The organism is Comamonas sp. JNW, from assembly GCF_003105075.1.
Lineage (GTDB): Bacteria > Pseudomonadota > Gammaproteobacteria > Burkholderiales > Burkholderiaceae_C > Comamonas > Comamonas squillarum.
Genome location: NZ_QETI01000018.1, coordinates 12,556 through 36,304 on the forward strand (window position 1 = coordinate 12,556; position 23,749 = coordinate 36,304).

The 23,749-nt window shown below is 64.2% G+C and carries 19 protein-coding genes and 2 tRNA genes; 6 read left to right on the plus strand and 15 right to left on the minus strand.

The features are described from left to right. Nucleotides 1-4: 4 nt before the first annotated feature. Nucleotides 5-1,171, minus strand: coding sequence for an MFS transporter (locus DCO45_RS20295; RefSeq protein WP_116927513.1), 1,167 nt, complete (start codon nt 1,169-1,171; stop codon nt 5-7). A 174-nt stretch (nt 1,172-1,345) separates the two neighbouring features. Here DCO45_RS20295 and DCO45_RS20300 point away from each other — a divergent pair, with 174 nt between their 5' ends. Further along, entirely contained in the window at nt 1,346-2,311 is a 966-nt protein-coding gene (locus DCO45_RS20300) for a LysR family transcriptional regulator (protein ID WP_116927514.1), read from the plus strand. Between the two features lie 17 nt (nt 2,312-2,328). Here DCO45_RS20300 and rsgA read toward each other — a convergent pair whose 3' ends face one another. Genes rsgA through DCO45_RS20315 form a run of 3 tightly spaced genes read right to left on the minus strand, consistent with a single transcriptional unit; the run spans nt 2,329 to nt 4,968 of the window. Then, nucleotides 2,329-3,312, minus strand: a complete 984-nt coding sequence (rsgA, locus tag DCO45_RS20305; RefSeq protein ID WP_021027930.1) for a ribosome small subunit-dependent GTPase A — start codon at nt 3,310-3,312, stop codon at nt 2,329-2,331. Nucleotides 3,313-3,317: 5 nt separating this feature from the next. After that, nucleotides 3,318-3,662: a 4a-hydroxytetrahydrobiopterin dehydratase gene (locus DCO45_RS20310; protein WP_021027931.1), complete on the minus strand. Its 345-nt coding sequence runs from the start codon at nt 3,660-3,662 to the stop codon at nt 3,318-3,320. After that, on the minus strand, nt 3,655-4,968 hold the full coding sequence (locus DCO45_RS20315; protein ID WP_116927561.1) for a M48 family metallopeptidase: 1,314 nt from the start codon (nt 4,966-4,968) through the stop codon (nt 3,655-3,657). The genes DCO45_RS20310 and DCO45_RS20315 overlap by 8 nt, the downstream gene beginning before the upstream one ends. Nucleotides 4,969-5,004: 36 nt before the next feature. On the opposite strand from DCO45_RS20315, the gene orn reads away from it, so the two are divergent. After that, a complete protein-coding gene (gene orn, locus DCO45_RS20320) occupies nt 5,005-5,619 on the plus strand; it encodes an oligoribonuclease (RefSeq protein WP_116927515.1) in 615 nt (204 codons plus the stop codon). On the opposite strand, the gene DCO45_RS20325 is transcribed toward orn, so the two are convergent. Then, on the minus strand, nt 5,612-6,367 hold the full coding sequence (locus DCO45_RS20325; RefSeq protein WP_116927516.1) for a hypothetical protein: 756 nt from the start codon (nt 6,365-6,367) through the stop codon (nt 5,612-5,614). The genes orn and DCO45_RS20325 overlap by 8 nt on opposite strands. 376 nt (nt 6,368-6,743) lie before the next feature. Here DCO45_RS20325 and DCO45_RS20330 point away from each other — a divergent pair, with 376 nt between their 5' ends. Then, the gene (locus tag DCO45_RS20330; RefSeq protein ID WP_116927562.1) at nt 6,744-8,816 is read left to right on the plus strand and encodes a DEAD/DEAH box helicase; all 2,073 of its coding nucleotides are present in this window, start codon (nt 6,744-6,746) and stop codon (nt 8,814-8,816) included. Nucleotides 8,817-8,927: 111 nt separating this feature from the next. Here the strand turns inward: DCO45_RS20330 and DCO45_RS20335 are convergent, their stop codons facing one another. From DCO45_RS20335 to DCO45_RS20365, 7 genes are all read right to left on the minus strand, one after another. After that, nucleotides 8,928-10,166 (minus strand): multidrug effflux MFS transporter, encoded by a 1,239-nt coding sequence (locus tag DCO45_RS20335; protein WP_116927517.1) that lies wholly within the window; start codon nt 10,164-10,166, stop codon nt 8,928-8,930. Nucleotides 10,167-10,338: 172 nt separating this feature from the next. Beyond that, nucleotides 10,339-10,881 carry an ATP/GTP-binding protein gene (locus DCO45_RS20340; RefSeq protein ID WP_243419432.1) on the minus strand — a complete coding sequence of 181 codons (543 nt, stop codon included), beginning with the start codon at nt 10,879-10,881 and terminating at the stop codon, nt 10,339-10,341. 20 nt (nt 10,882-10,901) lie between these two features. After that, nucleotides 10,902-11,801, minus strand: coding sequence for a hypothetical protein (locus tag DCO45_RS20345; protein WP_116927518.1), 900 nt, complete (start codon nt 11,799-11,801; stop codon nt 10,902-10,904). Between the two features lie 321 nt (nt 11,802-12,122). Further along, nucleotides 12,123-12,611, minus strand: coding sequence for a copper chaperone PCu(A)C (locus DCO45_RS20350; RefSeq protein WP_116927519.1), 489 nt, complete (start codon nt 12,609-12,611; stop codon nt 12,123-12,125). 157 nt (nt 12,612-12,768) lie between these two features. Further along, nucleotides 12,769-12,844, minus strand: a tRNA-Lys gene (locus DCO45_RS20355). A 67-nt stretch (nt 12,845-12,911) separates the two neighbouring features. Further along, nucleotides 12,912-12,987, minus strand: a tRNA-Lys gene (locus DCO45_RS20360). 195 nt (nt 12,988-13,182) lie between these two features. Next, nucleotides 13,183-14,160, minus strand: coding sequence for a GMP reductase (locus DCO45_RS20365; protein ID WP_021027940.1), 978 nt, complete (start codon nt 14,158-14,160; stop codon nt 13,183-13,185). Between the two features lie 294 nt (nt 14,161-14,454). Here DCO45_RS20365 and DCO45_RS20370 point away from each other — a divergent pair, with 294 nt between their 5' ends. Then, entirely contained in the window at nt 14,455-16,905 is a 2,451-nt protein-coding gene (locus DCO45_RS20370; protein ID WP_116927520.1) for a UvrD-helicase domain-containing protein, read from the plus strand. A 296-nt stretch (nt 16,906-17,201) separates the two neighbouring features. After that, entirely contained in the window at nt 17,202-18,335 is a 1,134-nt protein-coding gene (locus DCO45_RS20375; RefSeq protein WP_243419433.1) for an FUSC family protein, read from the plus strand. A gap of 51 nt (nt 18,336-18,386) precedes the next feature. Here DCO45_RS20375 and DCO45_RS20380 read toward each other — a convergent pair whose 3' ends face one another. The 3 genes from DCO45_RS20380 to DCO45_RS20390 all read right to left on the minus strand — a co-directional run bounded on the left by DCO45_RS20380 (nt 18,387) and on the right by DCO45_RS20390 (nt 20,773). After that, nucleotides 18,387-19,184 (minus strand): BPSS1780 family membrane protein, encoded by a 798-nt coding sequence (locus DCO45_RS20380; RefSeq protein WP_116927521.1) that lies wholly within the window; start codon nt 19,182-19,184, stop codon nt 18,387-18,389. Nucleotides 19,185-19,323: 139 nt separating this feature from the next. Further along, the gene (locus tag DCO45_RS20385) at nt 19,324-20,280 is read right to left on the minus strand and encodes a homoserine kinase (RefSeq protein WP_116927522.1); all 957 of its coding nucleotides are present in this window, start codon (nt 20,278-20,280) and stop codon (nt 19,324-19,326) included. A gap of 127 nt (nt 20,281-20,407) precedes the next feature. Beyond that, the gene (locus tag DCO45_RS20390; protein ID WP_116927523.1) at nt 20,408-20,773 is read right to left on the minus strand and encodes a hypothetical protein; all 366 of its coding nucleotides are present in this window, start codon (nt 20,771-20,773) and stop codon (nt 20,408-20,410) included. Nucleotides 20,774-20,825: 52 nt separating this feature from the next. On the opposite strand from DCO45_RS20390, the gene polA reads away from it, so the two are divergent. Next, nucleotides 20,826-23,630 (plus strand): DNA polymerase I, encoded by a 2,805-nt coding sequence (gene polA, locus DCO45_RS20395; RefSeq protein WP_116927524.1) that lies wholly within the window; start codon nt 20,826-20,828, stop codon nt 23,628-23,630. Nucleotides 23,631-23,749: the final 119 nt, after the last annotated feature.

The window sequence follows — 23,749 nt, forward strand, 5'->3', positions numbered from 1 at the left end:
TAGCTCAGGCCGTCTGCAGTGCAGCGGCAGGGCTGCGGCGCTGGCCCATTGCCACCAGCACCAGGCCGATGGCCGACAGCGCTGCAGCGCCCCAGATGATCGACAGCAGGCCTGCGCCGGCAATCAGGCTGCCGCCCACCCAGGCACCCAGCGCATTGCCCAGATTGAAGGCCGCAATGTTCAGGCTGGAGGCCAGCGTCGCACCCTGGCTGCCCACGCCTTGCATCACCCGCATCTGCATGGGGGCGACGGTGGCAAAGGCGACAACACCCAGCACGGTCACATAGGCCATGGCCACGGCAGCCGAGATGCCAAAGGCCCAGCGGCCCGCCAACAACACGGCCACCAGGGCGCCCAGGGTGATCCATAGCGCGCGCACCACGCCCCGGTCGGCCAGCTTGCCGCCGGCAATATTGCCCACGGCCGAGCCGGCGCCAAACAGCAGCAGGCTCAGCGCCACGCCGGTGTTGCCCATCTGGGTGATCTGCGAGAGCAGCGGCTCCACATAGGTGTAGAGCGCAAACACACCACCAAAGCCGAAGACTGTCATGCCCAGGCCCAGCCACAGGGGCGTGCTCGCCAGGATGGACAGCTCATCGCGCAGCGCAACAGGCGCCGCCTGCTGGAGCTTGCTGGGCACAAAGGCGGCCAGAATGCCCAGCGCGACCACGCCGATCACGGCCACGGCGGCAAAGGCCATGCGCCAGCCAAAATGCTGGCCGATCCAGGTGCCGGCCGGCACGCCCAGCAAGGTGGCCAGCGTCAGGCCCGAGAACATCAGCGCAATGGCCGAGGCCTGCTTGTCCTTGGCGACCAGGCCGGTGGCCACGACGGCCCCCACGCCAAAGAAGGTGCCATGGGTGAGCGAGGTGAGCATGCGCGCGCCCATCAGCCAGCCATAGCTGGGGGCCATGGCCGCAGCGATGTTGCCCGCGATAAAGATCAGCATCAGGCCCAGCAGCAGCCATTTGCGCGGCCAGTGGCGCGTGGCCAGGGTGAGCACGGGCGCGCCGATGGCCACGCCAAAGGCGTAGCCGGAAATCAGGGTGCCGGCCGTGGGGATGCTGATGCCCAGGTCCTGGCTGACCTGGGTGAGCAGGCCCATGATGATGAATTCGGTGGTGCCGATGCCAAAGGCACCGGCGGCGAGTGCCAGCAATGAGACAGGCATGGGAGGATTCCTTGTGTGTTGGGGCGAAGGCCGGATGGCCGTCACTGAGGAATGCGATTGTGAAGCGCGGCCTGATTCTTGTGTAGCCGGAACAGTGGAAAGGTATTTGTTCCCAAACGGAATAAATAAAGGCAGAATTTGCCACCACCATCTGGCGCTATGACGCTTTTGACCATGCGCAACCCTGCTTTTCCCGCCAGCCCGACCTTCGAGACCAACCGCTCCGGCGAGCTGGAGGTGTTTGTGCAGGTGGCCGAACACGGCAGCTTCTCGGCAGCGGCCCGCCACCTGGGTGTGTCGCCGTCGGCCACCAGCAAGATCGTCGCGCGCATGGAGGCACGCCTGGGCGCGCAGCTGCTGCTGCGCAGCACGCGCCGCGTGCAGCTGACGCCCGAGGGCCGCCAGCTCTACGAGCGTGGCCAGCGCGTGCTGGCCGATCTGCAGGAGGCCGAAGCGGCTGCATCTTTGCGCAGCACGCCCAAGGGCGTCGTGCGCATCAACTCCAGCTCATCGACCGGGCAGGCCATCCTGGTGCCGCTGGTGGGCCGGCTGATGCAGCAGTACCCCGGCCTGGTGCTGGACCTGAGCTTTACCGACGAGGTGGTGGACCTGATGGAGGCACGGGCCGATATCGCGATCCGCTGGGGCAAGCTGCCCGCCTCGGACATGGTGGCCCGCCTCTTGGGCCATACCCGCCAGGTCATTGTGGCAGCACCCGCGTATCTGGATGCCCATGGTGTGCCCACGCACCCCGATATGCTGGGCGGCCATGTGCGCATTGGCTGGAACTACCAGCGCACGGTGCCGCACTGGCCGTTCCGGCTGGCGGGCCAGGATGTGGAGGTCGCCATTGGCGAGCTGCTGCGCGTCAACGATGGCGATGTGATGCGTAACCTGGCTGTCGAAGGCGTGGGCCTGGCGCGGCTGTCGCTGTTCCACGCCTGGCACGATATCGCTGCGGGCCGGTTGCAGGTGGTGCTGGAGGCCTTCAACACCGGTGTGCTGGAACCCATCCATGCGGTCTACCTCGGCAAGCCCGAGCGCCTGCCGTCGCGCACCCGGGCAGTGCTTGACTTTCTAAAGGCCCATGTGGACCTGGGCCATGCCGAGACCTTGCCCAAGCAGTGGTGCCGGGGCTGAGGTCTGTCGTAACAGGCTCAGTAAGCGCTCAGATTGAGCTCGTCAAACAGCTCGCTGTAGATGCGGTAGCGGTTGTCGCTGATCGGCAGCTCGGCATGGCCGTTTTGCACCGCATGGATGACGCCACAGCCGGGCTCGTGCAAATGCGTGCAGTTGTAGAACTTGCACTCCTTGGCATGGGCGCCGATGTCGGGCATGCAGGCGGCCAGTTGTGTGGGCGCGATGTGGTAGAGGCCAAACTCCTGGAAACCGGGCGAGTCGATCAGCGCGGTCTTGCGCGCCTCGTCCACCCAGTACAGGGTCGTGCTGGTGGTCGTGTGCTTGCCGGTGTTCAGCGCCTGCGAGATCTCGTTGGTCGCCACATTGGCGCCCGGTATCAGCAGGTTGATGAGCGTGCTCTTGCCCACGCCCGAGGGGCCGAGCACCAAGGTGGTCTTGCCTTCGAGCAGGCCGTAGATGGCATCACGGTCTTCCTCGTCGGCGCCTTCCAGCGCAAAGGGCAGCACCATGTAGTGCGGCGGGTCCTCGGCCTGGTCGCGCATCGTGCGGTAGGGCTCCAGCCGCTCCCAGGCGCGCAAAAAGGGCTCTTCCAGGTCCATCTTGTTGAGCGCAATGATGGGCGTGATGTGCGCCGCTTCTGCCGCAATCAGCGCGCGTGCCAGCTGCACCTCGCTGAAGACCGGCTCGGCCGCGATCAGGATCAGCAGCTGGTCCAGGTTGGCGGCAAAGGTCTTGGTGCGGATGTCGTCCTGGCGGTAGAAGACATTGCGCCGCTCCAGCACTTTCTCTATTGTGCCTTCCTCGCCCTGGCCGGGCGGCGGGGCCAGCCAGCGCACCTGGTCGCCGACCACGGCCTGGCTCTTCTTGCCCCGGGGGTGGCAGATGCGGCGCACGCCGTCCGGGGTTTCGACCACACAGTGGCGGCCATAGCTGGCCACGACCAGGCCCGTCTGCGTACCCGTCTGGCTGGGCGCGCTGGCGCGTCTTGCAGGTTTTGCCATGTCTCTCAGGCCAGCTGCAGCATGGCTTCGATGCGGCGCGCACATTCGAAGTCGGTGACCGACAGCCCATGCACATCATGGGTGTTGAAGCGCACCACGCAGCGGTTGTAGTGCACCGACAGGTCTGGATGGTGGTCCTGCGTATGGGCCACCAGCGCGACCCCATTCACAAAGGCCATGGTCTCGTAGTAGTTGGCAAAGCGGAAGGTCTTCTCGATGGCCACCTCGGCGCCATCACCGCTCAGCACCCAACCGGTCAGTGGGCTCAGCTGGGTCACCACCTCGGAGGCGGACAGCGCGCGGCGGCTTTGGGTGGACCAGTCTTGTTGGGGCAGGTGGGATTCAGTCATGGGCCAATTGTTGCATGTGGCGGATACGCTCTACGGCGGGCGGGTGCGAATAGTAATAGCGCACATAGACCGGGTCGGGCGTCAGGGTCGAGGCATTGTCCTCGTAGAGCTTGAGCAGGGCCGACTGCAAATCGGCCGCGCGCGTCTGCTGGACGGCATAGGCATCGGCCTCGAACTCGTGCTTGCGCGACGAGTGCGCCATCAGCGGCGAGACAAAGCTGCTGAACACCGGCACGGCCAGCATGAACAGCAGCAGCGCCAGTGCATCGTTGGGGCTGGCGCCGGGCACGCCCGGGATGTTCAGGTTGGGCGTCACGCCCAGGCCGGTGTAGAACCAGCCCTGCTGCGACAGCCAGCCCAGCAGCGCAAAGCCCAGCAAAGTCAGGCCAAACAGGCCCAGCATGCGCTTGAGGATGTGCCTGTGCTTGAAGTGGCCCAGCTCATGGGCGAGCACCGCTTCGACCTCGTCGCCATTGAGCTTGTGCAGCAAGGTATCGAAAAACACCACGCGCTTGCTGGCACCAAAGCCGGTGAAATAGGCATTGGCATGCGCACTGCGGCGGCTGCCATCCATCACAAACAGGCCCTTGGCCGCAAAGCCGCAGCGCTGCATCAGCGCCTGCACGCGGGCCTTGAGGCTCTCGTCCTCCAGTGGCTGAAACTTGTTGAACAGCGGCGCGATGAAAGCCGGGTAGATGACCATCAGCAGCAGGTTGAAGCCCACCCAGAAGGCCCAGGCCCAGAGCCACCACCACTGGCCGGCCGATCCCATCAGCCACAGGATGACGGCCAGCATGGGCAGGCCCACCAGCGCGCCCATGACCGTGCCTTTGACCAGGTCGGCCAGCCACAGGCCGGGCGTCATCTTGTTGAAGCCAAAACGCTGCTCCAGCACAAAGGTCTGGTAGTAGCTGGCCGGCAGATCGATGAGGCCGCTGATCAGCGCAAAGGCGGCGACCAGGGCCAGCTGCTGCCACATGCCGCCACCCAGCGCTTCCAGCAGACTGGCGTTGAGCAGATCCAGGCCCCCCAGCAGGGTCCAGCCCAGCAGCGCAGCCGTGCCGATGGCCAGCCCCAGCAGCCCAAAGCGGGTCTTGGCGATCGTGTAGTCAGCCGCCTTGTGGTGCGCTGCCAGGCTGATGCGGTCGGCAAAGAGGGCAGGGACCGCATCGCGGTGGGCGGCCACATGGCGCATCTGGCGGCTGGCCAGCCAGAGTTTGGTCAGCACACTGGCAGCCAGTGCGATCGCGAATAGCAGGGTGAACAGCAGCGATAGAGTCACAAGTGGGGGTGTTGGTTGGCGAATACCGGACAGTGTAGGGCATAGGCGACAATCGCCCCCATGCAAAACAAGAACACCCTGGATACGCCGCTGGCACCCGTGCCCGAGCTGGCCAAGTCCGATCTGAACCTGGTCTGGCTCGACTGTGAAATGACCGGTTTGAACCCGCAAGAGCACCGCGTGATCGAGATCGCGCTGGTGGTCACCAATGCCGATCTGAGCGTGCGCGTCGAAGGGCCGGTGATTGCGATCCACCAAAGCGATGAGGAGCTGGCCAAGATGGATGCCTGGAACCGCGGCACCCATGGCCGCAGCGGCCTGACAGAGCGGGTCAAGGCCTCGCAGATCGACGAGGCCGCTGCGCAGGCCGAGGTGCTGCGCTTCATGAAACGCTACGTGCCCAAGGCCAAGGTGCCCATGTGCGGCAACAGCATTGGCCAGGACCGCCGTTTTCTGGCGCGCTACATGCCCGATCTGGAGGCCTACTTCCACTACCGCAATGTCGATGTGAGCACGCTCAAGGAGCTGGCACGGCGCTGGCGCCCCGAGCTGGTCACCGGCTTCAAGAAGGCGCAAAAGCACACCGCGCTGGCCGATGTGCATGAGTCGATCGACGAATTACGGTACTACCGGACGCATTTTCTGCAGCTGGCGCCCGTAGCCGCGGCTACTTGATGTCGAAGCGGTTGACCTGGCTGGTCTCCGTCACCAAGGTGTCGGTTTTTCCGGCTTTGCGGGTGCTGGCGCTCTCCTTGAGCGTGAGCCCGCGATAAGGGCCCGCTGATGCCACCCAGGTGGTGGCCTGCGTCTCTCGGGTCTCGTCTGGTTTGCCTTCCTGGCTGACCGCAACCGTGCTGAGGAAGCGGCAGGCCTCCACCGTACCGAGCGCCGTGGTGATGGTTTCTCTGCCTTCGTAGGTTCGGGTCTCGGCCAGCGTGGTCACGGTCTTTGTTTCTCCGGCAGAGGTCGAGAGGCTATCCGTTTGTACGATGGTTTGGGAGGTGGTCTGGCCGGGCGCCATCGCCATCAGCGACTGGCGGGGCGGGGCCAGGCTTTGGCGGCTGGTGGCGCCAATATTGAAGGCGTTGTAGCCGTGGTAGAGCAGCGCACCGCCCTCGATGCTGTAGTGCAGGCTGGCGCGCCCGTTGTCTGGCGCGGGACTGATGTAAATATGGTTGATGCCGTTCTCTACCGCCTGGCTGGTCACCCACTGGTAGACAAGGTTGGTCGAGGCCGGCGCACCATTCAAGCGGCTGCTCTGGCTGGTGTAGATCTGCGTGTCCTGGCGGTAAAAGCCGGCGTTGAAGCAGTCGCTGGAGTCCTTGGCTGCTTCTGGACTGTCGCTGCCGCCGCCGCAAGCGGCCAGCAGGGCGGCGCTGAGAAAGCCAGTCATGGTGGTGCAGGTGCGTGAATAGCGGGTCATGCGGTCTCCTTTTATGATGTCGGGCCCATCCTAGGACAAGCATGTCCCCGGTCAACCCCCGTGACCCGGGTCCTTGCGTTTCCCCAAGGCTCTGCGCTGGCTCGTGGCGCATGGGACACAGAAGTCCTTCCATTGATGCGGGAAAACCCGAAATGTGCGATAATTTGCGCTTCCCCGCCAAACAGGCGGTTGATACGCACATCTCCCTTCATTCTCTGGGCGTCCAGGCCATGCGATTCGCAGCATGGCCGATTTGAACAAGCCCGCGGCAATTTGTACGGCCGTTACCGTTTGATGGTTGATGTATTTAAAACCATGAACGGTACGGAACTGCGTCGCGAAACGCGCAGGAGCCGACCTATTGCTATTGTTCAAAATGACGCAAGACCTCCATCTGCAGGGCGAAGCCGCGCCTGCGCAAAACACTGTTGACGCTACCCAAGATATCGTCAATACCTCTCCCCTGTCGGCCCTGGCCGAAGACGCTTTGCAAGAAGACAGCACCGCGCTGGTGGCTGAGGCCGAAGCCGAAGTGCTGCCTGAAGAGCCCAATGGCTTCGTCGAGCTGGGCCTGGCGCCCGAGCTGGTGCAGGCCGTCAAGGACCTGGGCTACACCCAACCGACCGCTGTGCAATTGCGCGCCATCCCGCTGGCGATGATCAACGACGGTGAAGCGTCGCAGCACTTTGCTGACCTGATGGTCTCCAGCCAGACCGGCTCGGGCAAGACCGCCGCCTTCCTGCTGCCGGTGCTGCACACCTTGATCCAGCAGCAAGGCCAGGCCGAAGCCGCTGAGCGCGCCGAGCACGAGCGTCTGGTGGCCGAAGCCCTGGCCCGTGGCGAACAAGCCCCCAAGCGCGCCAAGCGCAAGAACCCGCTGAGCCCGCGCAATTTCAAGGCTGCCCAACCGGGTGCCCTGATTCTGTGCCCCACCCGTGAGCTGGCCCAGCAAGTGGCCCATGACGCGATCGAGCTGGTGCGCCATTGCCGTGGTCTGCGCGTGGCCAATATCGTCGGCGGCATGCCCTACCAGCTGCAAATCGCCAAGCTGCAAAATGCCGATCTGGTCGTGGCAACGCCTGGCCGTCTGCTCGACCTGCAGCGCTCGATGCAGATCAAGCTCGACAAGGTGCAGTTCCTGGTCGTCGACGAAGCCGACCGCATGCTCGACCTGGGCTTCTCGGACGACCTGGCCGAAGTCAACCAACTGACGGTGCAGCGCAAGCAAACCATGATGTTCAGCGCGACCTTCGCGCCGCGCATCCAGCAGTTGGCCATGCGCGTGATGCATGACAACGGCGCCAGTGTGCAGAAGATCACCATCGATTCGCCCCAGGAAAAGCATGCCAACATCAAGCAGGTGCTGTTCTGGGCCGACAACTCCCAGCACAAGCGCAAGCTGCTGGACCACTGGCTGCGTGATGCCTCGATCAACCAGGCCATCGTCTTTGCATCCACCCAGGTGGAATGTGATGGCCTGGCCAACGACCTGCAGCAAGAAGGCTTCTCTGCGGTGGCACTGCACGGCGCGCTGAGCCAGGGCCTGCGTAACCGCCGCCTGATGGCGCTGCGCAATGGCCAGGTACAGATCCTGGTAGCCACCGATGTGGCTGCGCGCGGTATCGACGTGCCCACCATCACCCACGTCTTCAACTACGGCCTGCCGATGAAGGCCGAAGACTACACCCACCGCATTGGCCGTACCGGCCGTGCTGGCCGCTCGGGTCTGGCGATCACTTTCGCCGAGTTCCGCGACCGCCGCCGTGTGTTCGATATCGAGGCCTACACCAAGCAGCAGTTCAAGCCGGAAGTGATTCCAGGCATGGAGCCGCAGCAACGCTTCCCCGCCCGCAGCGAAGGCGGCCCTCGCGGCGCAGGTCGCGGTGGTGACCGTGGCCGTCCAGGTGCTGGCCGTGGTGGCGAGCGCCGTGGCGGTGGCGGCTTTGGTGCCGACCGTGGTTTTGGTGGCCGCCGTGATGGCGAAGGCTATGGCCGCAAGCCAGGTTTTGGCGAAAGCGCTGGCTTCGGTGGTGGCCCACGTGGTGGCGACAGCCGTCCCCGTTTCGAGCAGCGCGATGACCGCGCGCCGCGCTTTGAGCCGCGTGCTGACCGTGGTGGCGACCGCTTCCAGGACCGTGCCCCGGACCGTTTCCAGGAGCGCGGCGCCGATCGCGTCCAGGACCGTGGTGCAGACCGCTTCCAGGACCGCGCACCCCGCCCCGAAGGCCGCAGCTTTGACCGTGCGCCTGAGCGCCGTGCCGACCGCTTTGGTGGCGACAGCCGTGGTGCTGACAGCCGGGGCCCGCGCAGTGCAGCCCCACGCCACGCCGGTGGTGGTGACTTTGCCCAGCGCCGTCCAGGCGGTGACAGCCGCTTTGGTGGCGAGCGCGGTGGCCGTCCCTACAGCCCCGCTGGTGGTGACCGCAAGCGCACCGAGCGCAGCCGCTAAGCAGCGCATCGCACGATGAACAAGAGCTTCCCACGGGAAGCTCTTTTTTTATGCCTGGTTCAGGCCGCTGGGTGGATGACGGCGCCTGCGAAGCGCCGTTGGAGGCATTGCTCAGACCGCGTTATGGCGGCCGATATCGGGCCAGCGGTGGTGAAAATAGATCCAGCTGAGCAGGCCGGTCAGCATCAAACCCATCGATGCGATGGCGAGCGCCACCGTCGAATGCATGACCAGCGGGGCAAGCACGCCCGCGACGATGCCATTGGCCACCGAGGTGACAACCGCCTGCAGCGAAGAGGCCAGGCCCCGGCGCTCAGGGTGCAGGTCCAGCACCAGCAGGGTGACCACCGGGGTCATCAAGGCCCAGCCAAATGAATAGATGCCCAGTGGCAGCAAGGCCCAGGCCGGGTGCGGCGGCAGCACCAGGTTCAGCGCCAGGTAGATGCAGGAGGTCAGGAACATGATCAGAAAGCCATGCCGTACCTGGCGCTTGGGCGGAATCTTGCCCGCCAGCCGGCCGCTGACCCAGGCGCCCAGCATGATGCCGCCAATGGTGCAGATGAAGAACCAGAAGAACTGGGTGGGCCGCATGTGCATGTGGGTGCCCAGGAAGGTGGGGGCCGACAGGATATAGATGAACATGCCGTTGAAGGGCACGCCGCTGGCGGCGGCCAGCAGCAAAAAGCGCGGGCTGCTGCACAGCTGCCAGTAGCCGCGCATCAGGTTGCGCACATCAAAGGCCTGGCGCTTCTCGGGCGGCAGGCTCTCGGGCAGCAGGCGCCAGTTGTAGGCCCACAGCAGCGCGCCAATGGCGGTGAGCAGCCAGAAGATCGATTGCCAGCTGGCGTAGGCGATAAAGACGCCGCCAATCATCGGCGCGACCGCCGGCGCGATGCCAAAGTAGATGGTGATCTGGCTCATCACCCGCTGGGCCTGGGCGGGGGGGAACAGGTCGCGCACCACCGCGCGCGAGACCACAATGCCCGCGCCCGTGGTGCAGCCTTGCAGTGCGCGGAACACGATCAGTTGCTCGGGCGTCTGGGCCAGTGCGCAGCCGGCCGATGTCAGCGCAAAGGTGGCCAGCCCCCACAGCACGACGGGGCGGCGGCCAAAGCTGTCCGACAGCGCGCCGTGGAACAGGTTCATGAACGCAAAGCCAAACAGATAGGCCGACAGCGTCTGCTGCATCTGCAGCGGCGAAGCCTGGAGCGAGGCGGCAATCCCGTCAAAGGCGGGCAGGTAGGTGTCGATCGAGAAGGGCCCCAGCATGCCCAGCAGGGCCAGCATGACCGCCAGAATCCATTGCGGTGTGGGCTGGGCGGATGCGTCTGCGGGGCGTGGTGGGTTCATGGCCTGCGCGCCACCGGCCGTGGGCAGGGAGCGTCGTCAAAAAAAGGGGAAAGAGCGTGGGCTGCTGCAGCCTGGGGTCTGCCCGGTGCGCTAGCAGCAGGCGCCGAGCTTACCTCAAGCGCCAGCGCGCTGCAGTCGCTGCGGTATGGGCGGCAGCGCAGTGTGGAGCGGTCTAGCGGGGCTGTACTTCGTCGGGCAGCATCGCGGCGATGATGTCCAGGGTGTCGAGCATTTGCGAGGGGTTGCGCGGGTCGGCGCTGAGCACGGGCACGGCGCATTCGGCATGGGCCGAGAGGCGCACCGTGAACATCTCCTGCTGCGCGGCCGATGCAGGCCGGGCAATCAGCACCACGACAGCCTGGATATTGGGCGCCGCATGGCACTGCTGGATCAGATCGATGGTTTGCTCCATCGCCTGGGGCTCATGGATATCGACCATCACGATGGCACCAAAGGCCAGCGACAGCGCCCATTCGCGCACAAAGTCGTAGCGCTCCTGGCCGGGGCAGCCGTAGACCTGCAAGGTATCCTCATCGTCGAGCTTGATTTCGCCAAAATCCAGGCCCACCGTGGTGGTCTCTTTGGCGTGAGCCTGCTTGTCCAGGTTGGGGACATCGCACTCGATGGCCAGACTGCCGCAGAGGCTGCGGATCGCCGTGGTCTTGCCGATGCCCATGGGGCCCAGCAGCACGATGCGTTTGATGGGGTGGTACATGCGGTCCTCCCGTCAGGTGGTCAATGCGGGTCGCTGGCCCGGTTCTGGTGGATCCAGCGGCTCAGTTGTCGGAAAAGGCCCAGCTTGGCCGCTGCCGGGCCGGGCTCGGCGGTGTGGGTTGCCGGGGGTGCAAGGGTGGCCAGGGCCACCGGTTCAGCAGCTGCCGGTGCTGCCGTCTCTACCAGCACGCCTTTGCCGCGCAAGACCTGCAGCACGCGCAGGATCTCGCCGCGCTCGAGCTGGGTGCGTTCGGCCAGTTCGTCCAGACCGCGGTCACCGGAGATCATCGCGGCCAGCAGCTGCCGGTGCGCCTGGCCTGCCATGCTGCCGGTCAGCTGGGTCCAGCGCTTGATGCGAAAACGCGTGCCCGGAGCGGGCAGGTTGCCCAGGGCGGCAGCGGGGGCTGTGGCAGTTGTGGCGGGCGCCTCCAGCACGGGCTCGGGTGCAGGCTCGGCCACCACCAGCGTGGGCTGGTTCAGGTCGGTGGCCTTGAGGAAGGCGGCATCGGCATTCTTGACCTGCACATCATGCGACAGGGTCATGCTGTGCTGGCGGCGGGTCTTGAGGGTCTCACGCAGCCGTTTGCCATGCGCTTGCACGCTGATATGTTCGAGCAGCTGGGTCAGGCGCCCCACGCTGTAGTCGGGCGGCAGTTGGGCATCGATCTGGTCAGGCCACTGCGCGCGCGCAGCCTGGGCCTGGTCATCGGTGGCGATCAGCAGCACGAAGGAGCTGTTGGAGCGGTTCTGGATGGCGTCGGGCGCGCTGTGGGCGTCGATCACCCACAACTCAGTGGCGGTCTTGGCGGTCTGAGAAGGCTGTTTGTCGCGCCAGTGCTTGGCTGCGACTTCAAACAAATAGCTAAAGCGCAGTTGATGGGCTTCACTCAAATGGGCGGCATGCAGGATCAACTCGGACATAACAACTCTCCCTGGCACATTCACCTTCAAGCGTTGCGGAAACAGCAGCTCGTGCAAGACATGCCTTGCATGGACGCCGTTCCATTTTCAAAGCTTGTAATAATATGTCAATATCTCGGATATATTAATAATGAACAATTGATGGAGCACAACTATAGTACGCTCTCTGAGCCAGATTATTCGCGGGCATGCTTGAAAAGTGTAACTAGCTTTCTTGGCAGCTATGTGGCGAAGCCCCGGGTACACCCTTGAGTTGTATACAAAGGCTTATTTAGTGCTCAAATAAACAACAGGCCTGATCAGGCCTGCTGCTGTAATCCATCAGTGCTGGTGCTGGTGGCCGCCTGATGCCGGTGGGTGCGCGCTGGCTGCCGGAGCCAGGGCTCGCACCGGGGCGCTGACGGCAATGCTCTCCTTGGCGCCGTCGGCGTGCAGCACTTCGAGCGTCAGGTCGACGTTTTCGCCAGCGGTCAGCGGTTTTTTCAGGCCCATCAGCATGATGTGGTAGCCGCCCGGCTTGAGGCTTACGGTCTGGCCGCTGGGCAGGCTGACGCTGGGCACAGCCCGCATCTTCATCACGTTGTCTTCCATGCGCATCTCGTGCACTTCGGCGCTGCTGGCCGCGTCGGTCTTCACGCCCACGAGCTGGGCATTGTCATGCGCCGAGCGCAGCTCCATGAACACGCCCGAGGCCTGTTGCTGCGCGACCGTGGCGCGTGCCCAGGGATTGCTGACCGTGACATGGGCAAAAGCGCTGGAGGCGGTTGCAAACGCAAAGGCGGCGAGCAAGGAGGGGAACAGGGGACGCATGGTAGGGGCTGAGGAGAAATAGCGATGGGATAGGACGGATTCCTGCATTCTACAAGCGCAGGGTGATCACGCACCGCACGCGCTGGTGCGTTGCTTGAGGGACGGGCGGGCGAGGAAATAAAAAACGGCCTAGGCGATAAGCCTAGGCCGTTGAACTTGGTGGGCCCTGAGTGATTCGAACACTCGACCAACGGATTAAGAGTCCGCTGCTCTACCAACTGAGCTAAGAGCCCGAAACTGTCGCACCTTGGAAATGCTTTGTTTCGTTGGCCTGCGCGGTCAATCGCAAGCCTAAAAATGTGGTGGGCCCTGAGTGATTCGAACACTCGACCAACGGATTAAGAGTCCGCTGCTCTACCAACTGAGCTAAGAGCCCACATTTTTTGCTGTCAGCAGTGCGCTGCAGCAAGCCTTGTATTATGCACTAATTTTTAAGCCTGCTCGGAAAAATACCGATATCAACTCCGGTTTTTTCAGGCAGGCCCGTTGCCGCAGAGGCAAAAATGGCCCGCAAGCTGCCGGGCCGTGCCCGTTCGAGCCAGTCCGGGCCTGGCTCGCGCGAGGAAGGCGCTTACATCAGCAGATGTTCGCCGGCGTTGTCGCCGCCCAAGATCACATAGTTCACCTTGCGGATGTCCATCAGGTGCTTGCCGCCTGCGTAGCTGATCGAGGACTGCACGTCCTGCTCCATCTCGATCAGCGTGTCCTGCAGCTTGCCCTTGATGGGCTCGAGGATGCGCTTGCCTTCGACGTGCTTGTACTCGCCCTTGTTGAAGTCGCTGGCCGAGCCGTAGTACTCCTTGAACAGCTCGCCGTCGAGCTCAACGGTCTTGCCGGGTGATTCTTCATGGCCAGCGAACAGCGAGCCGATCATCACCATGGTGGCGCCAAAGCGGATGCTCTTGGCGATGTCGCCATGGCTGCGGATGCCGCCGTCGGCAATGATGGGCTTCGTCGCCACGCGTGCGCACCATTTGAGCGCCGACAGCTGCCAGCCGCCCGTGCCAAAACCGGTCTTGAGCTTGGTGATGCAGACCTTGCCCGGGCCCACGCCCACCTTGGTGGCATCGGCGCCCCAGTTTTCCAGGTCGATCACGGCCTCGGGCGTGGCCACGTTGCCGGCAATCACAAAGGCCTCGGGCAGCTTTGCCTTCAGGTAGCCGATCATGTTCTTCACGCTGTCGGCATGGCCATGGGCGATGTCGATGGTGATGTATTCGGGGCAGATGTCGTCGGCGACAAAGCGGTCGACCACGTCGTAGTCCGCTTGCTTGACGCCCAGCGAGATCGAGGCGAACAGGCCTTGCGACTGCATGGCCTTGGTGAAGGCCACATTGTCGATGTCAAAGCGGTGCATCACATAGAAGTAGCCGTGTTGCGCCAAAAACTTGCAGATCTTCTCGTCCAGCACGGTCTTCATGTTGGCAGGCACCACCGGCAGGCGGAAGGTGCGGTTGCCCAGGACAACGCTGGCGTCACATTCGGAGCGGCTCTCCACGCGGCACTTGCGGGGCAGCAAAAGAATGTTGTCGTAGTCGAAGATTTCCATTTGATTCCAAGCTCCATAAAAGGTCGCAGCGAACTATTTCGCAGCGATGGGGCGCTTGGCTTGGAGACCGGTCGGAGCAGGGCGCTTCGCGTCGGAAGCCCCCTTTTTGCGCTGTTGCGGGCACAAAAAAACCGGGTCACAAGAAACTTGGGCCCGGTGACTGATTCTAGCAGCATGCACCGGCTTTGCAAAAGCCTTGCCGGCCGCTGCAGTATGCGCAGGCGGTGAGCAAGACCACCAAGCGCTTGCCGGGCGGGTGCCTCGCCGGCCTGCCGATCTCCCTACAATGCTGGCATGGATTCGAATGATTTGTTTGCGCTGCCGCCCGATGCCGGTGGTTCTGGCCATTTGCCACTGCTCAATGGCCTCAACGACGAGCAGCTCGCCGCTGCCACCTTGGAGGGCGGCCATGCGCTGATTCTGGCCGGCGCCGGCTCGGGCAAGACCCGGGTGCTGACCACGCGCATCGCCTGGCTGCTGCAGACGGGCCGTGCCACGCCCGGCGGCATTCTGGCGGTGACCTTTACGAACAAGGCCGCCAAGGAGATGCTCACCCGCCTGTCGGCGATGCTGCCCATCAATGTGCGCGGCATGTGGATCGGCACCTTCCACGGGCTGTGCAACCGCATGCTGCGCGCGCATTACAAATCGGCCAACCTGCCCCAGACCTTCCAGATCCTGGACACGCAAGACCAGCTCTCGGCCATCAAGCGCCTGTGCAAGCAGTTCCAGGTCGATGAGGAGGCGCTCCCACCCAAGCAGCTGCAGTACTTCATCAGCGGCTGCAAGGAAGAGGGGCTGCGCCCGTCGGATGTGCAGGCCCGCGACATGGCCGAGCGCAAGAAGGTCGAGCTCTACCAGCTCTACGAAGAGCAATGTCTGCGCGAAGGCGTGGTCGATTTTGGCGAGCTGATGCTGCGCTCCTACGAGCTGCTGCGCGACAACCTGCCGATCCGCCAGCACTACCAGCACCGTTTTCGCCATATGCTGGTCGACGAGTTCCAGGACACCAACCGCCTGCAGTACCTCTGGCTCAAGCAGCTGGCCGGCGACATGGTGGGCGGCAAGTTCCAGTCCCACAGCAGCGTGATTGCCGTGGGCGACGACGACCAGAGCATCTATGCCTTCCGCGGAGCGCGCGTGGGCAATATGCAGGATTTTGTGCGTGAGTTCGAGGTGCGCCAGCAGATCAAGCTCGAGCAGAACTACCGCAGCTACAGCAACATCCTCGACAGCGCCAATGCGCTGATCAGCCACAACAGCAACCGCCTGGGTAAGAACCTGCGCACCGACCAGGGCCCGGGCGAGCCGGTGCGGGTGTCCGAGAGCGCCACCGACATGGCCGAGGCGCAGTGGATGGTCGAGGAGATCAAGTCGCTGATCAAGAGCGATGGCTTTGCGCGCAGCGAGATTGCCGTGCTCTACCGAAGCAATGCCCAAAGCCGGATTCTGGAAACCAGCCTATTCAATGCCGGTGTGCCCTACCGCGTGTATGGCGGCCTGCGCTTTTTCGAGCGTGCGGAAATCAAGCATGCGCTGGCCTATCTGCGCCTGCTCGAGAACCCGCATGACGACACCAGCTTCATGCGGGTGGCGAACTTTCCGCCACGCGGCATTGGTGCGCGCACCACCGAGCAACTGCAGGAAGGCGCGCAGGCCGCTGGTTGCTCCTTGTACGACGCGGTCACCGCCGTCGCCGGCAAGGCGGGCACCAAGCTGCAGTCCTTTGTCGCGATGATCGATGTGCTGCGCGAGGAAACCCAGGGCAAGACCTTGCGCGAGACCATCGAGCGCATGCTGGTGGTGAGCGGCCTGATCGAGCACTACCAGAGCGAAAAGGAAGGCGCCGACCGCATCGACAACCTGGGCGAGTTGGTGACCGCCGCCGAGAGCTTTGTCACGCAGGAAGGCTTTGGCAAGGATGCCATAGCGATACCGCTTGATGAGCAGCAGGCCATGGGCGTGCCAGGCAGTGGCCAAAGCCCCGTGAGCCAAGGGCTGGACCCGGATGCCCCGCTGCTCGATACCCCGCTGCCCGATGCCGCCAATCCGGCGATGGTGAACCCCGACACCGGCGAGACCTTGTCGCCGCTCGTGGCATTCCTCACGCATGCCGCACTGGAGGCCGGTGACAACCAGGCCCAGGCGGGCCAGGATGCCGTGCAGATGATGACCGTGCATGCCAGCAAGGGCCTGGAGTTTGATGTGGTCTTTATCGGCGGGCTCGAAGAGGGCCTGTTCCCGCACGAGAATGCGATGACCGACACCGGCGGGCTCGAAGAAGAGCGCCGCCTGATGTATGTGGCCATCACCCGGGCGCGCAAGCGCCTGTACCTGAGCACCTCGCAGACGCGCATGCTCCACGGCACGACGCGCTACAACGTGAGGAGCCGCTTTCTCGATGAGCTGCCCGAAGGCGCGCTCAAATGGCTCACGCCCAAGCATTCGGGCTTTGGCAGTGGCATGGGCAGCCTGGCTTACGGCGGGGGAGGCGGCGGCCGCTCATCGGGCGGTGGTTACGGCGATGCCGCGCCCAGCATGTGGGGCAAAACCCCCGTGCCAGCGCAAAAGGCCGAGCCCGCGCATGGCATCAAAAAGGGCGCCCATGTGTTCCACAACAAGTTTGGCGAAGGCAAGGTGCTGGCGGTGGAAGGCACGGGTGACGATGCGCGCGCCCAGGTGAATTTTCCGCGCCATGGCACCAAGTGGCTGGCGCTGTCGGTGGCCAAGCTGACGGTGGTGTAAACCTCCATTGCAAGCCTGGCAGGTGGCTTTTGGATAGTGGGTACCAACCTCAGACTTGCCATTAATAGTTGCATAGGATACTATATCGCTTACTCATCGGCATGCGCAGCCTTGCCGCGTCCCGGTCCGGCATCCCTGCCAGGACCTGCGCGAGCCATCCTTGTACGCGCACAGGGATGGCGCCCATGCTGCTTTTTTAGCGGGTGAGTCTCCACTTTCCTATCCCAGCCAGACTGCCTGGCCGCTGCGCCGGCCGGTTTGCGCGTTGGTCAGGCGCTGGGTAGACGAGGATGTCTATGACCCCAGTCCGCAAGATCGATATGTCCACCCCCGCCATTGGCCGCCACCAGGCGCTGCGCCACCTGCTGTCGCTGCGCCAGCTGCGTGACAGCGTCCGCCTGCAACCGCTTCCCTCCCTGCACATTGCGCTGGTCGCGGCCATGCAGGCAGCACTTGCAGTGCTGCTGGCCCTGGTGGTGGCGCGCCTGTCGCCCTGGCCACAGCTGGTGGGGCCCTTGGGGCTAGGTGCGTTGGCCGCCTTGTTTGGTCGTTTTGCCGCACCCGGTCGGCGCATGCGCATCGTTGGTATTTGCGCGGTCATGCTGTGCGCGGCGGTGTTTGTGCCATCGCTTGCCTCCTGGGCCGGGATGCCCGCCCAGGGCATGGTCTCGGTGCTGGCGCTGGTGGCGGGAGCGGCCACCTTGGCCGTCAGCCACTGGCGCCTGGGTGGGCCGGGCGCGGTGATTGTGGTGTTCGCAGCTGGTGCGTCACTGGCGCCAGTGCACAGCGGGCAGCAGCTGCTGGAGCGGACCTTGGGCACCTTGGCCGGTGGCCTGCTGGCCGCGCTGGTCTGCTGGGCCACCGATGGCCTGCGCCATAACGCGGTGCAGCGCGTGCAGCTGCCTGCGCAGCCGCAGCAGCCCTGGCCCGCCGAGCTGGCCGCTGCCGGCCGCATTGTGCTCGGTGCCGGTCTGGCCGCCTGGGTGGCCCAGGCCGCTGGCTGGCAGCATCCGGCCTGGGCGGCGATTGGTGCCACCGCGGTGATGCAGGGCAGCCATCTGCACATCACGATGAATCGGGCGCTGCAGCGCATGGTGGGCACGATGCTGGGCGCGCTGGTCGCTGGTCTGATTCTGGCGTTGGATCCATCGTTTTGGTGGATTGCCGCTGCCATCGTCGCGCTGCAGTTCATCACCGAGGTGAGCATTGGCTACAACTACGCCTTGGGCCAGATCACCGTCACGCCGATGGCCTTGCTGATGACGCACCTGGCTTCTTCGCCCCAGGCCCCCTTGGCCATGCCGCTGGAGCGGGTGCTCGACACGGTACTGGGCGCGGCGCTGGGCATTGTGTTTGCGCTGGCGCTGTCCAGCCTGGAAGACCGCACGAACCTGCACCGCCTGCACCACGGCGAAGGCTCCCAGCGATGAAAAAAGCCCGGGCTGTGGGGCACAGGCCGGGCTGGGATATGCGGGTGGGATTCAGAGTGCGATGCTGTCGGTCTGCTCCGGCGCTTCAAAGCAGTCGCGAAAGCTAAACACCACCGAGGTCAGAAACATGGCGGCCAGCATCAGCGAGCCGGCAATGGCAATGGCGGCGGCGGCCCAGGCGCCCAGCAAAGTGCCCAGCAAGGCTGACAGCAGCGCCATCGCGATGCCAAAGCCGATGCCTACAGCCATCCAGGCCAGGCCAAACATCGTGAAGGCGCCGATATTGCGGCTGCAGGCGATCAGGCTGAAGAACACGGCCTTGATGGCAGGCACGCGGTGCCAGTAAATGAGGCCAGGCGCATGCCAGAACAGCAGCGACAGCGGGATGTACAGCAGCATCGTGGCGAACATGGCCTGCTGGAAAGCGGGCTGCTCGACGATCTCACGCGTGATCTCGCCGCCCATCAGGTTCAGGCGCGCGAACTGGCCGCCATCAAACAGCGCAGAAAACCCCAACACCAGCAGGAACGACAGCGCATAAAAGACGCCCAGCACGACAAAAGCGTTGCGCCGCTCCTTGTCGACACGCAGCGCAGCCAGCACCACCGGCAAGGTCGGGCGCGTGCCCTGCGTGCTCAACGCGGCGCCAATCATCATGCACAGCGTGGAAACCGGCAGCAGCGCCAGCGCGATAAAGGTGCCGGCAATCGGGATGGCGCCGATCAGGGACATCACCATCATCGACAGAAAGAACAGCGAGGTCAGGGCCAGGGCCTGTGTCTTGAAGGTTTTGAAGCCGTCTTGCACCCAGGCAACACCCTGGCGGGCAGTGGCGATACGAAGTTTCATGCACCAGCGCGCTGCAGCGTGGGCTGCAGCGATAAAAAATCAAAGGGGATGGCGCACTGTAACCCATGCGCCCAAGGGGCAGGCGCCTATATGGGCATGGTGCGCGCGGGCGCGCCCTGCGTGGCTTTGAGCAGGTCGCTTATTTCAGCTGGTAAGGCGTGGCCAGGCGCTCGCGCAGCACCCGCTCGAAATGGGTCGGGTCGTGCGGCTTGAGCAGCGAGGCTTCGCGCGGCAGGTAGAAGTCCCACAGGCGCGAGATCCAAAAACGCAGCGCGCCTGCGCGCAGCATGGCGTTGAGCAGTTCGCGCTCGCAGGCCTGCAGCGGGCGCACGGCCTGGTAGGCGGCCAGCAGCGCATCAGCACGTGTCAGGTCGATGGCGCCGGTGGCCAGGTCGATGCACCAGTCGTTGATGACGACGGCGATGTCGAACAGCCAGGTGTCGACGCCGGCGAAATAGAAATCAAAGATGCCGGTCAAGGTCTCGCCCTCGAACATGGCGTTGTCGCGGAACAGGTCGGCATGCACCGGGCCGCGCGGCAGCGCGGTATAGGCCGAGCTTTGCGCCACATGGTTCTGGTAGGCCAGCTCGCTGCGCAGCAGCTCGGCGGTCGCGCTGTCCAGGTAGGGCAGCACGACGGGCACGGTCTCGTTCCACCAGGGCAGGCCACGCAGATTGGGCTGCTGGCGCGGGTAGTCGAGGGCGGCCTGGTGCATTTTGGCCAGCATCTCGCCCAGCGACTGGCAATGCGCCGCTTGCGGCGCCAGCTGGCTCTTGCCGGGCAGCTTGCCAACGATGGCCGCGGGCTTGCCCTCAACCTGCAGCAGGATGTCGCCGGTCTTGCCATCGGCCTGGGGCTCGGGCACGGGTACGCCGGCCTTGGCCAGGTGCTTCATCAGGTACAGATAAAACGGCAGCTGGTCGGCGCGCAGGCGCTCAAACAGGGTCAAGACATACTCGCCCTGGCTGGTGGTCAGAAAGTAGTTGGTGTTTTCAATACCGCCTTCAATACCGCGCAACGAGACGAAATCGCCCAGCGGGACGCGCTTGAGCAAGGCCTTGGCAGCCTTGTCGGATACTTCGGTGAAAACAGCCATGGATGTATATCGTCACTACAAAAACAAGGCCAGCCTCTGTGGCTGGCCTGGCCCGCAAAGCGGCGGGTGCAAAGGGGCGATTATCGCAAGCCTGCGCGGCGCTGGGCTATTCGCTCTGGTATCGCGCTCAGAAATTGCCGATGTTCCAGACGCGCTTCTTGCTTGGGGTGTCGCCAAAACCGTCAGGGCGGGCGCGGGCACCGTCGGTGGGCTTGACCTCGTAGGCGGGCATATTGCCCACCTTGGGCTGCACATGGATGCTCTGGGTCTGGCCACCAATGCGCACCTCGTCGATGCGGCTGCCCGCGTCTTCCACCCGGATGTACTCGGCCTTCTGGTTGTACTTGTCGTTGGCGGGCGCCGCGTCGGCAGGCTGTGCAGCGGGTTGCGCCGCAGGCGCCGGGGCAGGAACTGCGGGTTGCTGGGCCAGCGCAGGGGCTGCCAGCACCAGTGCCAGGGCCTGGGCGATGAAAGAAGTGGTAATTGCGCGCATGGCCCAATTGTAAGTTGTCACCCGGTGTTTGCGTACCGGGCACAATGTCAATATGCGTAATCCTCCTACTTTAGTGCTGGTGGACGGTTCCAGCTATCTGTACCGTGCCTACCATGCCATGCCCGATCTTCGGGCGGTTCCCGGCGATCCAGCCAGCCCGGCCACCGGCGCCATCCGCGGCATGGTCAACATGATGCAGGCGTTGCGTAAAGACATACAGGCCGACTACGCGGTCTGTGTTTTCGATGCCAGTGGCCCGACCTTCCGCGACACGCTCTACACCGAGTACAAGGCTACGCGCTCGCCGATGCCCGATGATCTGCGCTCGCAGATCGCCCCGATCCACGAGGTGGTGCAGCTGCTGGGCTGGAAGATTCTGGCCGTGCCCGGTGTCGAGGCCGATGACGTGATCGCCACCTTGGCGCAGATGGCCTCGCAGCAAGGCATCCAGGTGATCGTCTCCAGCGGCGACAAGGATTTGAGCCAGCTGGTCAATGAGCATGTGACCATCATCGACACGATGAATGGCAAGCGCCGCGATGTCGCAGGCGTCACCGCCGAGTTTGGCGTGCCGCCCACGCAGATGGTCGACTACCAGGCCCTGGTAGGCGATACGGTCGACAACGTGCCCGGCGTCAGCAAGGTGGGCCCCAAGACCGCTGCCAAATGGCTGGAGGAGCACGGCTCGCTCGACCAGTTGATCGCCAAGGCCGACACGATCAAGGGCGTTGCCGGTCAGAACCTGCGCGATGCCATCGCCAGCGGCCAGTTGGCGCTTAGCCGCCAACTGGTGACGATGAAGACCGATTGCGCGCTGGACGACTATATCCAGGGCCTGCCTGCGTTCGATGGCATCACCTTGGGCGAGCCCGATGCCGTGGCCTTGGTGCCGTTCTACGAGCAATATGGCTTCAAGGGCCTGGCGCGTGCGCTGGGCTCTGCCGCTGCCCCGGCGTCGGCCAAGGCGGCGGGCGACAGTGCTTCCGGCCAGGCGGGCCTGTTTGACAGCGCCGATGCCGCCGTGACCGAGGTGGCCATCGAGGCCCAGCAGCGCGATGTGGTCTACCACACCATCCTGACCGAGGCCGATCTGGATGCCTGGCTGCGCAAGCTGCAGGCAGCCGAGCTGACCGCGCTGGATACCGAAACCGATTCGCTCGACGAAATGCAGGCCCGCATTGTCGGCATCTCGTTCAGCGTGCAGGTGGGTGAGGCCGCCTACGTGCCGCTGCGCCATGAAGGCCTGGATGTGCCCGAGCAGTTGCCCATCGACCTGGTGCTGGCCAAGCTCAAGCCCTGGCTGGAAGACGCCAGCAAAAAGAAGCTGGGCCAGCATGTCAAATACGACCAGCATGTGCTGGCCAACCATGGCATCCGCGTGCAGGGCTATGCGCATGACACCATGCTGCAGTCCTATGTGCTCGAAGCCGACCGCCCCCACAACCTGGGCAGCCTGGCGCTGCGCCACACGGGCCGCACCGGCATCAGCTACGAAGACCTCTGCGGCAAGGGCAAGGGCCAGATCCCATTTGCCCAGGTGCCGGTGGACAAGGCCGCAGCCTACAGCTGCGAAGACTCGGACCAGACCCTGGATGTACACCGCGTGCTGTGGCCGCGCATCGAGGCCAATGCCGGCCTCGCGCACATCTACGCGCTGGAGATGCAGACCAGCGAGGCGCTGTTCCGCATCGAGCGCAATGGCGTGCGCATCGATGCGCCCGAGCTGGCGCGTCAGAGCAATGACCTGGGCCGGCGCATTCTGGCGCTGGAGGCCGAGGCCTATGAGATCGCCGGCCAGCAGTTCAACCTGAGCAGCCCCAAGCAGCTGGGCGAGATCTTTTTTGACAAGCTGGGCCTGCCGGTGGTGAAGAAAACCGCCACCGGCGCGCGCAGCACCGACGAAGAAGTGCTGGAAAAGCTGGCCGAGGACTACCCGCTGCCGGCCAAGATCCTGGAGCACCGCTCGCTGTCCAAGCTCAAGGGCACCTATACCGACAAGCTCGCGCAGATGGCGCTGCCCAGCGATGGCCGCGTGCACACGCACTATGCGCAGGCGGTGGCCGTCACCGGACGCCTGTCCAGCAACGACCCCAACCTGCAGAACATCCCCGTGCGCACGGCCGAAGGCCGGCGCATTCGCGAAGCCTTTGTTGCGCCCGAGGGCAAGCTGATTGCCAGCGCCGACTACTCGCAGATCGAGCTGCGCATCATGGCGCATCTGTCGGGTGACGAGGCCTTGCTCAACGCCTTCCGCGATGGGCTGGATGTGCACCGCGCCACCGCCGCCGAGGTGTTTGGTGTGGCGCTGGACCAGGTCAGCAGCGAGCAGCGCCGCTATGCCAAGGTCATCAACTTTGGCCTGATCTACGGCATGAGCAGTTTTGGCCTGGCCAAGAACCTGGGCATTGAGACCAAGGCCGCTGCCGCCTATATCGACAAGTATTTCCAGCGCTACCCCGGCGTCAAGCGCTACATGGACCAGACCGTCGAGCTGGCCCATGCGCAGGGCTATGTCGAGACCGTGTTCGGCCGGCGCCTGGTGCTGCCCGAGATCAATGGCGGCAATGGCCCGCGCAAGAAAGCGGCCGAGCGCGCTGCGATCAATGCCCCCATGCAGGGCACGGCGGCCGATTTGATCAAGAAGGCCATGGTCGCTGTGCAGGCCAAGCTCGATGCAGACAAGCCCGAGGTGCTGGTCATCATGCAGGTGCACGATGAACTGGTGTTCGAGCTGCCCGCTGCCGAGCAGGAATGGCTGCGCACGGAGATCCCGGCCATCATGGCCAGCGTGGCCGACCTGAAGGTGCCGTTGATCGCCGAGATCGGCTTTGGCCCGAACTGGGAAAAAGCGCACTGACCCTGATGCCTGTAGCGCTGCCTGATGCGGGCAGTCGCTCAGGTGCCAGACCCACCGCCCCAAGCCCTGTCACTCGCACAGGATTTGGGGCGGTTAATGCAACTGCGTTGCAACAAAGT